Annotated in this window: 13 protein-coding genes and 1 riboswitch; of the genes, 8 read left to right on the top strand and 5 right to left on the bottom strand. The window is 58.8% G+C overall.

The window, feature by feature from the left end; translation table 11 throughout:
• Nucleotides 1–109 precede the first annotated feature (109 nt).
• The 5 genes from rpiA (at nt 110) to IP76_RS13285 (ending at nt 5,497) form a co-directional block, all read left to right on the top strand.
• On the top strand, nt 110–832 hold the full coding sequence (gene rpiA, locus IP76_RS13305; RefSeq protein WP_054158703.1) for a ribose-5-phosphate isomerase RpiA: 723 nt from the start codon (nt 110–112) through the stop codon (nt 830–832).
• Nucleotides 829–1,353: a DUF2059 domain-containing protein gene (locus tag IP76_RS13300; protein WP_054158702.1), complete on the top strand. Its 525-nt coding sequence runs from the start codon at nt 829–831 to the stop codon at nt 1,351–1,353. The genes rpiA and IP76_RS13300 overlap by 4 nt, the downstream gene beginning before the upstream one ends.
• Nucleotides 1,354–1,460: 107 nt before the next feature.
• On the top strand, nt 1,461–2,849 hold the full coding sequence (gor, locus tag IP76_RS13295) for a glutathione-disulfide reductase (protein WP_054158701.1): 1,389 nt from the start codon (nt 1,461–1,463) through the stop codon (nt 2,847–2,849).
• 636 nt (nt 2,850–3,485) lie between these two features.
• Nucleotides 3,486–4,862 (top strand): class II 3-deoxy-7-phosphoheptulonate synthase, encoded by a 1,377-nt coding sequence (locus tag IP76_RS13290; RefSeq protein ID WP_054158700.1) that lies wholly within the window; start codon nt 3,486–3,488, stop codon nt 4,860–4,862.
• Between the two features lie 227 nt (nt 4,863–5,089).
• Nucleotides 5,090–5,497: a GFA family protein gene (locus IP76_RS13285; RefSeq protein ID WP_054158699.1), complete on the top strand. Its 408-nt coding sequence runs from the start codon at nt 5,090–5,092 to the stop codon at nt 5,495–5,497.
• A gap of 10 nt (nt 5,498–5,507) precedes the next feature.
• Here IP76_RS13285 and IP76_RS13280 read toward each other — a convergent pair whose 3' ends face one another.
• Complete coding sequence (locus tag IP76_RS13280; RefSeq protein ID WP_245281457.1) at nt 5,508–6,293, bottom strand: hypothetical protein; 786 nt, start codon at nt 6,291–6,293, stop codon at nt 5,508–5,510.
• Nucleotides 6,294–6,585: 292 nt separating this feature from the next.
• The gene (locus IP76_RS13275; RefSeq protein WP_082352532.1) at nt 6,586–8,382 is read right to left on the bottom strand and encodes an LTA synthase family protein; all 1,797 of its coding nucleotides are present in this window, start codon (nt 8,380–8,382) and stop codon (nt 6,586–6,588) included.
• A 334-nt stretch (nt 8,383–8,716) separates the two neighbouring features.
• On the opposite strand from IP76_RS13275, the gene IP76_RS13270 reads away from it, so the two are divergent.
• The 3 genes from IP76_RS13270 to bluB all read left to right on the top strand — a co-directional run bounded on the left by IP76_RS13270 (nt 8,717) and on the right by bluB (nt 12,318).
• Nucleotides 8,717–10,399 carry an NAD+ synthase gene (locus IP76_RS13270; protein ID WP_054158696.1) on the top strand — a complete coding sequence of 561 codons (1,683 nt, stop codon included), beginning with the start codon at nt 8,717–8,719 and terminating at the stop codon, nt 10,397–10,399.
• A gap of 64 nt (nt 10,400–10,463) precedes the next feature.
• Nucleotides 10,464–11,297 carry a TolB family protein gene (locus IP76_RS13265; protein WP_054158695.1) on the top strand — a complete coding sequence of 278 codons (834 nt, stop codon included), beginning with the start codon at nt 10,464–10,466 and terminating at the stop codon, nt 11,295–11,297.
• Nucleotides 11,298–11,335: 38 nt separating this feature from the next.
• A riboswitch (cobalamin riboswitch) is annotated at nt 11,336–11,526 on the top strand.
• A gap of 42 nt (nt 11,527–11,568) precedes the next feature.
• On the top strand, nt 11,569–12,318 hold the full coding sequence (gene bluB / locus IP76_RS13260; protein ID WP_054158694.1) for a 5,6-dimethylbenzimidazole synthase: 750 nt from the start codon (nt 11,569–11,571) through the stop codon (nt 12,316–12,318).
• On the opposite strand, the gene IP76_RS13255 is transcribed toward bluB, so the two are convergent.
• The 3 genes from IP76_RS13255 to IP76_RS13245 form a co-directional block, all read right to left on the bottom strand.
• Nucleotides 12,269–13,330, bottom strand: coding sequence for a DUF2865 domain-containing protein (locus tag IP76_RS13255; RefSeq protein ID WP_054158693.1), 1,062 nt, complete (start codon nt 13,328–13,330; stop codon nt 12,269–12,271). The genes bluB and IP76_RS13255 overlap by 50 nt on opposite strands.
• An 89-nt stretch (nt 13,331–13,419) precedes the next feature.
• Complete coding sequence (locus tag IP76_RS13250; protein ID WP_054158692.1) at nt 13,420–14,061, bottom strand: acyl-homoserine-lactone synthase; 642 nt, start codon at nt 14,059–14,061, stop codon at nt 13,420–13,422.
• A 121-nt stretch (nt 14,062–14,182) separates the two neighbouring features.
• Nucleotides 14,183–14,932, bottom strand: coding sequence for a helix-turn-helix transcriptional regulator (locus IP76_RS13245; protein ID WP_054158691.1), 750 nt, complete (start codon nt 14,930–14,932; stop codon nt 14,183–14,185).
• Between the last annotated feature and the right edge of the window lie 92 nt (nt 14,933–15,024).

Below are 15,024 nucleotides of genomic sequence, written 5' to 3'. Positions count from 1 at the left end.
GTTAGGCCAAATCCGCTTGAAAGGCAACGCGCCAGCATGTCCGGGGCTTTCGTTCAGCGATTTGGCCGTGTAAACAGCTTTCATCGAAACGATCGGGAGCTTTTGGCGCATGGACGCGCGCGAAATGAAGATCAAGGCCGCAGCAGCGGCGCTCGCACATGTCGAAGACGGGATGAGGCTTGGGATTGGGACGGGCTCGACGGCGGAGGAATTTGTCCGCCTGCTTGCGGAAAAGGTCGCCGAAGGCCTCAAGGTCGAAGGTGTGCCGACATCGGAGCGGACTGCGCGGCTGTGCGTCGAACTGGGCGTGCCCTTGAAGTCGCTCGACGAGTTGCCCGAGCTGGACCTCACCATTGACGGCGCGGATGAGATCGACGCCCAGCTACGGCTGATCAAGGGAGGCGGTGGGGCCTTGCTGCGGGAGAAGATCGTCGCTTCAGCATCGCACCGGATGATCGTGATCGCCGACGAGACGAAAGTGGTCGATTGCCTGGGCGCTTTCCCCCTGCCGATCGAGATCAATCCCTTTGGTCAGGCCGCAACGCAGATCGCCATTGAGCGTCTCTGCGCGAAGTTGGGGCTCTCGGGAGAGATGAAGATTCGGGCCCGCTCGGATGAGAGTGTGTTCACCACGGATGGCGGTCACCTGATCCTCGACGCATCATTTGGCCGCATTCCTGATGCAGACGCTTTGGCGACCCAGTTGAACGCGATCCCCGGCGTCGTCGAGCACGGTCTCTTCATAAACATTGCGTCCCTCGCAATCATCGCCGGACCGGCGGGCGCGCGAGAGATGAAGGCTAAATACGAACAGGAGCATAGAATTTCATGATCAGCATTTCGCGTTTCGGCCGTTTCGCATCGATCGCCGTCGTCGCCGGCAGCGTCATGCTGGGCGGTGTCTCGGCGCAGGCGCAGGATGTTGCGCCCGAGCACCTTCAGGCTGCTCGCAGCGCCATTTCGGCGCTTGGCGTCACCAACCGTTTCGATGCCATTCTTCCGAACATCATGGACCGGCTGACCGGTCAGCTCATCCAGGCCTATCCGAACCTCGAAGACGAGATTTCGATGAAGGTCGAGGAATCCGCCCTTAAGCTCGCCAGCCGTCGCGGTGATCTGGAGCGTGAGGCTGCCCTGGTTTACGCCAAGGCCTTCACCGCGGAAGAACTGCAGGAAATGACGGCTTTCTACAGCAGCGAAACGGGCAAGAAACTTCTCAAGGACGGCCCGATCGCCACACGCGAACTGCTGAAGGCAGCCGACATCTGGACTGCCGGCGTCGCTCGCGATCTGGAAAAAGAGGTCAATGACAGCCTTCTCCAGGCCGTGCAGGCGCAAGCGCCGAAGCCCTGAGTGGCGTTTGACGAAACATTCAAGCCCGGGACATGTCCCGGGCTTTCTTTTTGCCTGGGATCCACCCTATATCCGGTTTGAATTTGCACGCGCATAAGGAGCCAGCGATGAGCCAGTACGATTATGATCTCTTCGTCATCGGAGGCGGATCCGGCGGCGTGCGTAGCGCGCGTCTCGCCGGCGGGCTTGGCAAACGTGTGGCGATCGCCGAGGAGTATCGTCTTGGCGGCACCTGCGTCATTCGTGGCTGCGTGCCTAAAAAATTGATGGTCTACGCATCGCAATATCCCGAACATTTCGAGGATGCTGCCGGCTATGGCTGGACGGTGGGCGAGGCGCGTTTCGACTGGCCGACATTCCTAGCCGCAAAGGACCGCGAGATCGCGCGCCTTGAAGGTCTCTACCGCAAGGGGCTCGAAGGGGCCGGTGTCGAAATTATCGAAAGTCGCGCCGAAATCACCGGGCCAAACAGCGTGCGCCTCGTCAGGAACGGCAAGGAGGTCACAGCCGAACGCATCGTGATTGCGGTTGGCGGGACGCCTAATCCGCATGCCGCTCTGCCGGGTTATGAGTACTGCATATCCTCAAACGAAGCCTTCCATCTGGACAGCCTCCCACGCTCAATCCTGATCGCTGGCGGTGGTTACATCGCGGTCGAATTCGCGAACATCTTCCATGGGCTCGGCGTCGAAACAACCTTGATTTATCGCGGCGCTGAGATCCTGAGCCGCTTCGACCTGGACATGCGCCGTGGCTTGCATGAGGCGATGGTCGAGAAGGGGATCCGCATCATCTGCCAGGATCACATTGCCTCGGTGTCAAAGTCGGCGGCCGGCAACCTCGAAGTTGATACGTTGAACGGGACGCGGCTGGTTGTGGAGCAGGTTATGCTGGCGCTTGGTCGAGACCCCAATACTTCCGGGCTTGGACTTGAGGCCGCTGGCGTCAAAGTTGATGAGCGTGGAGCCATCATCGTCGACGACTATTCGCGGACGAATGTGTCGAGCATCTTCGCGCTCGGCGATGTGACCGACCGTGTGCAGTTGACACCGGTCGCGATCCACGAGGCCATGTGCTTCATCGAGAGCGAGTTCAGAGGCAAGCCGACGAAGCCGGATCATGATCTGATTGCGACCGCGGTGTTTTCGCAGCCGGAGATCGGGACTGTCGGACTGTCTGAAGAGGCAGCTTCGCGCAAATATCAGGAACTGGAAGTGTATCGGGCGCAATTCCGGCCGATGAAGGCGACGCTAAGCGGCCGCACTGAAAAGATGATCATGAAGCTGATCGTCAACGCCGCGGACCGCAAGGTCGTCGGCGCGCATGTTCTCGGTCATGATGCGGGCGAAATGGCGCAGCTGCTTGGCATCACCTTGAAGGCGGGATGCACCAAGGACGATTTCGATCGAACGATGGCGGTTCATCCAACGGCAGCAGAGGAATTGGTCACCATGTATGCGCCAAGTTACCGTATCCGCAATGGAGAACGTGTCTGACGCACAGACAGGGGCGCTACCAGGCGCCCCAATGTTCTTGTGTAATATCGGAGATCGGGTGGGGCGCATGCCCCTGATCATCACAGGCCGAAGTGGCCGAGAGAGAATGCCGCTGCTGCAATGGCAAGCGTCGAAAAAAGAAAGATCCGCATTCTGCGGGTTCTGCGGGTTTGTACGCCAGTCCAATCATACGCCATAACGCGTTCCTCTTTAGATACGCCTGAAGTCTTGCGACTTCTGAACATGCCTCCATACCCCTCAATATGACCGGTAATTCTCGAAACCTGCGTGAAGCTGACCTCCTGACGAATCTGTGCCCAATCGGCATATTCGAATGAAGGAAAGCTTCCGTCAGAGTGTTTCGGATTGCAACACAATCCATGGGGGCAGGCGTCGCTGTGGCTGTGGATAACGGGATTATCCTGCGGATCTCTTGGGTTATGAAGGGGGAGGGGTGCCCTTCATGCTTCCGTTTTCGCATGCTCAGCAGACTGTCTGCTGAATGTTCCAGAAGCGTCGAAACGTGGTGCGAATCTCCCGAAATCGCGGCTTTCCAACCTATGCATAACCGTTTATAAGCCCCCATCCGTTGCGGCCGGGAGGATGCCGCAGTTCTAATCGAGACAGGTGACGACCATGGCGCAGAATTGGACCCCGAGCAGCTGGCGGCAGAAGCCGATCAAGCAGGTTCCGGCCTATCCGGACCTCGATGCAGTGAAGGCTGCCGAGCAGCAGCTTTCGACCTATCCGCCGCTGGTCTTTGCGGGCGAAGCCCGTCGCCTCAAGAAGTCGCTGGCCCAGGTCGCGGAAGGCAACGCCTTCCTGCTTCAGGGCGGCGATTGCGCCGAGAGCTTTGCCGAGCATGGTGCGGACAACATCCGCGACTTCTTCCGTGCCTTCCTGCAGATGGCTGTTGTCCTGACGTTTGGTGCGCAGTTGCCGGTGGTCAAGGTTGGTCGCATCGCCGGCCAGTTCGCCAAGCCGCGTTCGTCCGACATGGAAAAGATCGGTGATGTGGAGCTGCCGAGCTACCGCGGTGACATCATCAACGGGATCGAGTTTACCGCTGATGCCCGCATTCCAAACCCGGACCGTCAGCTGATGGCCTACCGCCAGTCGGCGGCCACGCTGAACCTGCTGCGCGCCTTTGCCATGGGTGGCTATGCCAACCTCGAGAACGTGCACCAGTGGATGCTGGGCTTCGTCAAGGATAGCCCGCAGGCTGAACGTTACCGCAAGCTGGCGGATCGTATCTCCGAAACCATGGACTTCATGAAGGCCGTTGGTATCACGTCGGAGAACAATCCGAGCCTGCGCGAGACCGATTTCTTCACCAGCCATGAAGCCCTGCTTCTCGGCTATGAAGAGGCGCTGACGCGCGTCGATTCCACCTCGGGTGACTGGTATGCCACCTCCGGCCACATGATCTGGATCGGTGACCGGACCCGCCAGGCTGACCATGCGCATCTCGAATATTGCCGCGGCATCAAGAACCCGATCGGTCTGAAGTGCGGCCCGTCGCTTCAGGCGGACGACCTTCTGAACCTGATCGACATCCTGAACCCGCAGAACGAAGCCGGCCGTCTGACGCTGATCTGCCGTTTCGGTCACGACAAGGTTGCCGAGCACCTGCCGCGGCTCATCCGTGCGGTTGAGCGCGAAGGCCGCAAGGTCGTATGGTCCTGCGATCCGATGCACGGCAACACGATCACGCTCAACAACTACAAGACCCGTCCCTTCGAGCGGATCCTGTCGGAAGTCGAAAGCTTCTTCCAGATCCACCGTGCGGAAGGCTCGCATCCGGGCGGCATCCATATCGAGATGACCGGCAAGGACGTGACCGAATGCACGGGTGGCGCGCGTGCAGTGACTGGCAACGATCTGGCTGATCGCTACCACACCCATTGCGATCCGCGTCTCAACGCGGACCAGGCGCTGGAACTCGCCTTCCTGCTTGCCGAACGCATGAAGAGCGGTCGTGACGAAAAGCGCATGATGGTCGCGAACGGCTGAGGAGTGCCGCGCAATCCATGCTGACGTTAGAAAGAGCCGGTCCTGATCGACCGGCTCTTTTTGTTTGTGATCATCTCCCGGTTTTTCCGCCAGGGATCTGCCAGAGGTTTAATGTGATTGGCGATGGGCCTCATTTCGGCCAATTGAAGCCAAGCATCAGTTTTCGGCGTTTGACCCCAGTCCCGTCCTCATAAAGATTCTCTTGGAGATCGCTTGGAGGACAAGATATGGTTGGAACGACTGGGCCGCATCATGGTCGCTGCCTGTGCGAGGCAGTCACAGTGACTGTGGATTGTGATTTGGCACCGGTGAGCTTCTGCCATTGCTCTCAGTGTCGGCGGCAGACAGGTCTCTATTATGCGACGACCAGCGCCCCAACGAGTGCGGTCCACATTTCAGGCGAAGAGCATGTCAGCCGCTATCGGTCGAGTCCGGATGCCGAGCGTGGATTTTGTCGCCATTGCGGATCAGCGCTTTTCTGGAAAGCCGACGGCGAGGAGATCATCTCGCTGATGGCGGGTCTCTTCGATAAGCCGACTGGTCTTACAGGTGGCTATCACATCTATTGCGCTGATAAGGGCGACTTCTACGAAATCTCTGAAGCCCTTCCAGCCTTCGATGCCAGCAAGACCTAGGTGACCAACATCAGGCCGCAGCGACAGTCGTTTCGACGATGCCGAGTGTCGCAGTTGCCTGGTGATAGGCCAGGTCCAAGTGGGCGAATTTTGCCGATTGCCAGATGAAGTAGTCCTCGATGAAGCGTTGGCTCATCCAGAGGTTCCCTCGCCGGCGGGGCAGTTCCCATCCGAGCAGGCCGTCACTCTCCGCTTTCTTGAACATCCGCTTCAGGTTCGTTGCGGATACCTGATAGCCATCGCTCAACTCGACGAGTGTCACGGGGCCTGCAAACACGCGGTCAGCGGAACGGTCGACGCTGTCGAGCCTGGCAATCAGATCGTGAAGTATCATGCCGCCAAGATCCGACCACAGAAAATGTCCGATGGTCTCCGGGGGATCCCGCCAAAGCGGCTCCTCCACCAGTGCATCGGCGGCCATAGGCTGCGCCAACCGAAAAATGCGATCGTCTGCGAGGCAGGTGCGTTCTCGTGCACCGCCGTCGAGCCGGTCCAGGCATGCCATATGGCCGTGAAACCAGCTTCTCATGCCTTCAAGGCTGATTTCCGTTGGCTCCAGGACCCGCACCCGCTTGTCGGGGACGTCGGGAATGTCGCGCAGAAACTTGTAGGCCACGAGTTCGGCGAGGTAGGCAGTCGCCGTGTTTCGGCTCGCTGCGCCCAGTCGCATGGCTGTCTCGATGAAACGCGTCGCTGTCAGGCCCGACAGTGGGTCTTCGGGATTGCGACGCAAGGCGAGAGAGAAAAGCGATTGTGTCAGAAGCCATTTGCGATGGGAGGCCTTCAGCCTCGACATCCGCGGGGTCTTGTTGTGGATTCCGATCAGGTGCCCGGCGATCTGTTTTTCAATCGATGGGAACAGGGGGTGATTGACTATTTCGGCACGCGTCAGGAGCGGCATGGCAATAGCTCGATTTCAAAGGCCTAATGAAGCGGCAGCGATGCAATGCTTCAACAAAGCAGATATAACTGCTGTAAAGCACTACGCTTACTATCGCAAAATATGCCTATGAATTATTTCCGTGAAACCCGCAACAGGCGAGATTTCGCACTGGCTGCAAATGGCGTCGAGAAATAAGCTCGGCCACTCAACTTGCCGGAGCAAGGCGCCCCTCCTGCTCGGGAAAGAAACGCTCCATGGAATAACCTTCACCAAACATCATATCGTGCTGCAGATAGCGATAATCGCGGATCAGCGGATCGACTTGGCCGGACAGGGACCAGTCCGCTTGCGCCTTGTCACCGCGACCTACCAGTTGGTGGCGGTCGATTACGGTATAGCGCTCGCTGACCCGTCCCAGGACCCCCGTGTAGAAGGGGTGGCGGTAGCCTGCGAGACGGACGATGTAATGCGGCAAAAGGGCAGGGCTGACGGTGCCAAGGTTCTTCTGCACGCCACGCTTCGACGACCAGACCACAAGCGGTGTTTCGTGTTCGCGCTTCATGGTCTCGACTGACGCACGCCGCGTAGCCACGACATTCGGCATGTAACCACTCTGCGTATACACCTCGTTCAGCGGCGGCAGGTGATCGCCGAAGACGACGATAATGGTTTCCCGCTGGCGCTTCTTCGCCCAGTCCATCAGCGTCTTCAGGCTGTCGTCGGCCTCCTTCACGCCCTGCGTATAGGTCGCAAGCGCACTGGCATTGGCGGGCGACATCATCGGCGCATCCAGGGTCACGGCATTCTTTGCATAGCGGCCGGGTTCATAAGGACCGTGGCCCTGAAGCGTCACGCCGAAGAAGAAGAAGGGACCCTCGGTGCGCTCTGCCTCGTCCATGATGTAGCGGGTAAGGGCGTCGTCGGAGGCGAACTGGCCACGCTTGCTCATGACAGGCATCGTCTCTTCAGAGTGGAACTCCTGGAAGCCGAGCGCGTCATAGACTTTCTTCCGGTTCCAGAACCAGCTCTGGAACGGATGAAACGCCTTGGTCTTGTAACCCTTCGATTCGAAGAAGGTTGCAAGCGAGGGAACCGGACGACGGATATACTGCTGATAAGGGATGCTGCCATAGGGCAGGAACGCGTTGGAGAAACCCGTCAGCGCCTCGAATTCGACATTGGCGGTCATGCCGCCGAACTCAGGCGAAAAGACATTGCCGGACTGCTTGCCGCGAATTGTCGGCATCGGATCGGCGGAAAAGCCCACATTTTTGAGACGGGTGGGGTCCCAGAGGGATTCGCTCATCAGGAAAATCACGTCGGCGCGACGCCCGGAGAAAAAGGTCGCTGGGATGCGATCCGTCGGGATGTCGGACACGGCGAGATTGCCATAGCCATCTGGCGCGCTGACCTTGGCCATTGGTACGTTGATCGCAAAGGCAAGAAGGAAGCCGTTGTGACGGTAATTCTCGGTCTGGTCCCAAAGCATGGGAATGATGTTCAGCCGATCCCTGGTTTCCGAATAGGTCATCGGATTCATGATGCTGGCGAAACCGAAGAGGATCGGCAAGGCGATGACCAGGCGCGTCACCCGGCCGAAAGCCGAGAGCGGCGGGAAAATCTTGCGGCCGCGAATGATCAAGTAAAGGACGGCTGAAATGGCGACAGCCGCGCCGGAGAATACGGCGACAGCCAAAAGCGGCTGTGCAGCAACCATGGCCGGCAGAAGTTCGAATATTTGCCGACCGAAGAGCAGGTCGCTCGGATAGAGCGGGTCAGACAGATACTGCTGTTTCTGGCCGGAGAAGAAGGCCGGAAGGACGGCCATAGGGACGACGAGAACCGCCGACTGCAACGAGCGACCCAGCAGGGCGTCGAGCGCCAGGATCGCCAGCGCGACGACGCCGACCGCAATCATGCCCGGCCGCATCGTCGACGTCAGATAGGGCAAAATATCGGCTGTATCGCCGCGGGCAAACCATTCGCTCGCAAAGACCGCCATAAGCGCCGTGAGGGTAACCAGGGTCAGCTGCCCGGCGATCCGGATGACCTTGGCGCCTGCCCGATCACCTCGTGCAGCGACGTCACCCGTCGAACCGAAGCTGGTCACCAATGATTTTGCGTTGAACTTTTCCAAGGCTGTCTCCGGAGGGCAGGCAGACGACACGAATTCTTTCTTTAGCTGTCACATAACCGTCATGAATGCCACATGAACTATGATGGTTACCTCGGTGTTCCCAGTGTAATTTCGACGGATTTTACGGTCGCACCATTTCCCGCGCGCAAGCGCGGCGGGTGACGTTGCGAGATCGTCTGCAAGCGGGTAAACCGACTTCATGAGCGAACCGAAGAAAATCTCAGATGTCCTGCGCATTGCCGTTGCGCAGCTCAATCCCACGGTCGGCGATGTCGCCGGCAATCTCGCCAAGGCGCGCGCTGCGCGCCAGGATGCTGCCAGCCAGGGGGCTGACCTCCTGTTGCTGACCGAGTTGTTCATTTCCGGCTATCCGCCGGAAGACCTCGTTCTGAAGCCTGCCTTCCTGCAGGCTTGCCTTTCAGCCGTCGAGCAATTGGCGAAGGATACGGCGGATGGCGGTCCTGGCGTGATCATCGGCTTCCCTCGTCTGGGAGAGAAAGGCCGACACAATTCCGTGGCTATCCTGGATGCGGGACGCATCCTTGCTCTGCGCGACAAGATCGACTTGCCGAACTATGGCGAATTCGACGAGAAGCGGGTTTTCGTCGAGGGCGAGATGCCCGGCCCGGTGAATTTCCGTGGAGTGCGCATCGGTGTACCGATCTGCGAGGAGATCTGGAATGATCTCGGTGTCTGTGAAACGCTCGCCGAGACAGGCGCGGAGATCCTGCTCGTGCCGAACGGTTCGCCCTACTATCGTGGCAAGGTGGATGTTCGTCATCAGGTCGTGCTTCGCCAGGTCATCGAAACTGGTCTGCCACTGATCTTCGCCAACCAGTTGGGCGGACAGGATGAGCTGGTATTCGACGGCGCAAGCTTCGCCTTCAACGGCGACAAGTCGCTGGCCTTTCAGATGAGCCAGTTCGAAGAGACGCTGTCTGTCACCACCTGGAAGCGGACAGCCGAGGGATGGCGCTGTGACGAGGGGCCGATGTCTAAGATCCCGGAGCGTGAGGAAGCGGATTACCGCGCCTGTGTTCTCGGGTTCCGGGATTATGTCAACAAAAACGGCTTTAAGAGCGTGGTTCTGGGTCTCTCCGGTGGCATCGATTCCGCGATCTGTGCGGCGATCGCCGTCGATGCGCTGGGGGAGGAGCGCGTGCGGACAATCATGCTTCCCTACCGCTATACGTCGGAAGAAAGTTTCGCCGATGCAGCAGCCTGTGCGAAGGCGCTTGGATGCCATTATGACATCGTGCCGATCGCAGATCCGGTCGAGGGCTTTCTCTCAGCCCTTTCGGACATGTTCGAAGGCACGGAGAGCGGCATCACCGAGGAAAACCTGCAGAGCCGGGCGCGTGGCACCATTCTCATGGCTGTTTCGAACAAGTTCGGCTCTATGGTGGTAACGACGGGCAACAAGTCGGAAATGTCGGTTGGTTATGCGACGCTATATGGCGACATGAATGGCGGGTTCAACCCGATCAAGGACCTTTACAAGATGCAGGTCTATGCCTTGTCCGCCTGGCGCAACAGCCATGTGCCGCCCGGCGCGCTCGGACCTTCTGGGGAGGTCATCCCGGCCAACATCCTGTCCAAGGCGCCATCCGCCGAGCTTCGTCCGAACCAGACAGACCAGGATTCGCTGCCGCCCTATCCGGTGCTCGATGACATCCTTGAATGCCTGGTGGAGCGAGAAATGGGCGTCGACGAGATCGTTGCGCGTGGCCATGAGATTGCAACGGTGCACCGGGTCGAGCATCTGCTCTATCTGGCGGAATACAAGCGTCGCCAGTCCGCACCCGGCGTCAAGATCACAAAGAAGAACTTCGGCCGAGATCGCCGCTATCCGATTACCAATCGCTACCGCGATCGTGACTGAGCACGAGCAGACGGCACGCGTACAATAAAGATTCGGGCGCTCGTCCCGGCAGAAAGATGGTGTGATGCGCAGTTCGGTTGAAATCTACGATATGGAAACCCGAACATCGACCGTGGTCTGGGAAACAGATCTTCTGGTCGAAGCACCGAACTGGTCGCCGGACGGTTCGTATCTGCTGATCAATGGTGATGGACTGCTGCATCGGATCTGGCTTGATGAGGATAGCGAGCCGGAAGAGGTCGATACCGGTTTTGCAATTCGCATCAACAATGATCACGGCATTTCGCCCGATGGTTCCATGCTGGCGATCTGCGACAGGACACTGGTTGGTCAGTCCTGTATTTATGTCCTGCCGGCCGAAGGCGGCATGCCGCGTCAGGTGACGAAAAACATGCCCTCCTATTGGCATGGTTGGTCACCGGACGGAAAGACGCTTGCCTATTGCGGCATCCGTGATGATATCTTTGATATCTACACCATCCCGGTCGATGGCGGAGACGAACTGCGTCTGACACAGGGTGAGGGACGCAATGATGGTCCTGACTGGTCGGCGGATGGCGAATGGATCTACTTCAACTCCAGTCGCAGCGGGCTGATGCAGATCTGGCGCATGCGCCCTGACGGCCGTGACGTGCAGCGCCTGACAAACAGCGATTCCGGGGACTGGTTTCCGCATCCGTCGCCGAACAACGACAAGGTTCTCTATCTTTCCTATGCGCCAGATGTCTTCGACCATCCGCGCGACAAGGATGTCAAACTCTGCCTGATGGATATGGACGGCAGCAATCAGGAAGTTCTTTTCGAACTCTTCGGCGGGCAAGGCACGATCAATGTGCCGAACTGGTCTCCCGATGGCGGAGCCTTTGCCTATGTGCGCTACTTCCCGGAAAATCCATAGGCAAGGCCAGCCTTCTTGCGCGCGCCTCCTATCAGGGTGTAAGCCTTGGGCTGTCAGGTGCCCGCGCAGGCGGGAGAATCGGGAAGTCGGTGCAATTCCGGCACGTGCCCAACGCTGTAAGGCTGACGTTCACGCGGGGGAGACCCAGCCACTGGTCGGAATGACCGGGAAGGTTGCGTGAAACGGAGGACGCCGAGTCAGAAGACCGGCCTGACATTATAGACTAGCCCGCGCGGACGGCGGGCGGTTGCGCATTGTTGGGGACCAAGCGATGCACGACGCGTACCGGGGCGCACTTGCGCCCGCATCCTCATTTTCCGAAGCCGAACGCGCCGCGGTTTATCGCGCCATACATACAAGGCGCGATGTCCGGGACCAGTTTGTCTGCGATCCCTTGCCGGATGACCTTGTAATGCGCCTGCTGGAGGCTGCTCACGCGGCGCCATCCGTTGGCTTCATGCAACCCTGGGACTTCATTCTTGTTCGCGATGCAGCGCGCAAACGCGCTGTTCGCGAGGCTTTTGAGAGGGCCAATCGCGAGGCCGCCGCGATGTTTCCTGAGGAGAAGCGCGCGATCTATGACAGCCTGAAACTGCATGGCATAGAGAAAGCACCCCTCAATATCTGCGTGACCTGTGATCCCGGCCGTGCTGGGCCTGTCGTTCTCGGTCGCACCCACAATCCGCATATGGACGCCTATTCAACCGTCTGTGCCATCCAGAACCTCTGGCTTGCTGCGAGGGCCGAGGGTGTCGGGGTTGGTTGGGTCAGCATCTTCCACGAGGAGGATGTGAAGGCTGTGCTCGGAATTCCCAAGCATATCCAGATCATCGGCTATTTGTGCGTCGGCTTCGTCGCGGAACTCTATTGCCAACCCGAACTGGAAGTCAAAGGCTGGCGCAATCGGTTGCCGCTGGGCAGTCTCGTGCATCTGGATGGTTGGGACGAGCCAGGTTTTGCTTCTGACGCGGTCATTCCTGCAATGGTTGAGGACCGGGCTGGGCAGGATTCCGAAGGTTGATCGTGCCCTTGTCGGGCGGCAGGAAGACCGGCCCAACCTTGCGTGCGCCGAGCGCCGCTTCGTCGAGATCTCGCTCTGGTGCTGGAATCGACTTGTTCTGCAAGCTGACAGCGGGGGCGCTCAGCTGGCGGATGGACGTTTGCGGTTCAGCTTGTTTGGCGATGCCCGCACCACTGCCGCGATTGCTGGAGAAATTGCAGGAACAACTCTTATCACGGCCGCGGCTGCGATAAGCAAATGCTGACGGCAGGTCGCGATATGGCTGGCCAGTCGCCACAGAAATCATGTCTGCGGCATCTCCTTGAAGGGGGGGCTGATAGAACAGCTCTGTCTTTACGCCCGGACACATGTTCTGGCACAGGGTGGCGTCACGCTCGAAATAGGTCGCCGAACTCTGTGACGAAATGGGGAAGAAGCCACCGTCGCAGGTCCGGACGCAGAGCGTTCGGACATTGCCGGTCGGCAGGAGGCGCGGTCTTTCGGATTGGTCAGGATTCCTACTCGCCCGATCAGCCTCGGGGACTGTATCGAGGTACGGCGTCCGCACGTTCTGCTCGTCCGTTTCGATGCCTTCCAGGCTACAGCCATTGGCGACGAGTTCGTCGATCCTTTGCTCTCGCGTCGGCTGGCCGCGCAATTCTTTCAGTTTTGCGGTGAGGATCGAGAGGTTCTCTTCCATTCTATCGATGGACTTGGCGATGTCACCACAGTCGCTACCGCCATCTGGGCGGATCTGAATGATCGAGGAGTTCAAGCAGCGAAGCCGACGCTGATCCTGGCGGACCCTTCTCAGTTCGAGGTTTTGCTGGGCGACGGCACTGGCATAACGTGCGGCGGCGACTGGATCTGCGGCCTGTTGCACGGCCTTGTGGAAATTGGCCTCCAAAGTGCGGCAGACATCGGCAAGGGCGTCGCTGCCCCCCATCGTCAGGCCGACCAGCAAGATCAGGGGAAGAATCCGTCGTTTGGCCACGCCGACACTTTCGGTAATGAACGTATTGCTGTGCGCCATTCAATAGGCGTTGATGCATACGTAGCAGTGGCCGACACTAAAATAAACAAGTCGAGACGACCGCCCCAAAAGAGGCGGCCGTCGCAGCATCACGCAGCCCGGGCGGCGTTCAGTGTCATCGGTTCTTCGAGAACCGTACCATCGATCTCGGCGACGATCTTCATGCGTTCCAGCAAGTCTTCGCTGACCTCCCAGGCAACCGCCACGGCCTGAACCGATCCGATCCGGTGTGGTGCAGCAATCCGCTCTCCGGGGCATCCCATGCGCTTGAACATGCGCTCAAGGAAAACGTCAGTCACGGTCACGATATGCGAGAGGCCGGAGGCAAGACCAAGCTCGCCCACGCCGCACATCAGTTCGGCAGCGGCGATCGTGACCTGATTGCTGGCACGGTCCTGCGAGATGTCTGGGTCGATGCAGAACCGGCTTGATTCCCAGATGTCTGCGGCGCGGATCTCAGGCCCGTCGCCGAGCAAGATCGGAAACGTGTCGTCCAGCATGTTCGGGCCGAGCGTTGGCAAGAGGCGGAGTGACCCGCGAAGTGCACCATTCTCGCCATAAGAGAGGACGTAAAGCGGGTTGGCACGGTCGTAACTGTCGATCTCCCATTCTTCCTGGACGGAGACGTCCCAGCCAAGGAGATCGTGGAAGACCTTTTTCCGCAGCCGATGCATGGCATCGATGTCGGAGGGAAATTGGTGACGGCGGGAACCGTTAATGATCCTGATCATGCGCTTGCTCCTTCGTTGAGAATGGAACAACAAAGATGACTTTTGGTTCCTGGTTTTGAAACTGGCGGTGGCGACAGCTTTCAACTCTGCAATCTGTGATAAGATCGACGCAACCCTGCGTTTACTGTTCGGGCCTTTCGATTAAGCGAGGAATGAGGCCTTGCCAGACAGCTTCTGCCACCGCCTGCGAATTGTTTACGACGTCCAGCTTTCTTCGGGCATTCGCCATAAAATATCGGACCGTTCGTTCGGTAATTCCGAGAATCATCGCCGTTTCCCAGTAGCTCTTACCGCCGGCAATCCAGGCCAATGTTTCGCGTTCCCGTCTGGTGAGCCGGACAGCGGTAAGGTGCTTCGGGGGGTGAATCTCGACTGAACGGGTCAATCTCGCGTGAAAAATCGCAGCAAGACTGGCGATGTCCCGATCGTTCGCCATGCGCCATGCCGCAATGTCATCAATGGAGGGTGAGGGGATCACGATCAGGCAGGCATGATGCCCGGCACTGGTCAGGAGTGGATAGACAACGGCGGCCACAGGCTGGGACTGTGACGGATCCGGTTCACCTCGTGTCCGTCGCTCGACAAAGGGTGACCAATCAATTGTCGTTGGTTCCAGTGCCGAGAAAAGTGCCGCAACATGCGGCAGATGCCGTTGTTCGCGCAGATTTCGCGCCAGACGCCGATGGTCTGCGGTGGGGTAGTGATGGAAGCGGATGACATCCAGACGGCCCTCGGCCAGGCTGCCATCGAGATAGACGAGCAGTCTTGCCGAGAATGCGGAATGGAGCTTGATCAAAAACGCAGCTGGGTCGGGAGCCTCCTGGCTCTCCAACCACATGCGCACGTCGAAATAGACTTCGTGCTGAACCATAAACTGGCCCCTAAATTTCAAGGGCCCAGTATAATGCTTCGGTTCTGAAAATATCTGGCACGAATTCCGGCCTGGGCGATGCCGACGGTTCT

Source organism: Rhizobium sp. AAP43, assembly GCF_001296045.1.
In the GTDB taxonomy this organism is placed as follows: Bacteria; Pseudomonadota; Alphaproteobacteria; order Rhizobiales; family Rhizobiaceae; genus Allorhizobium.
Note: the sequence above shows the minus strand (reverse complement) of the source record. Positions and strands in the feature narration are given on the sequence as shown.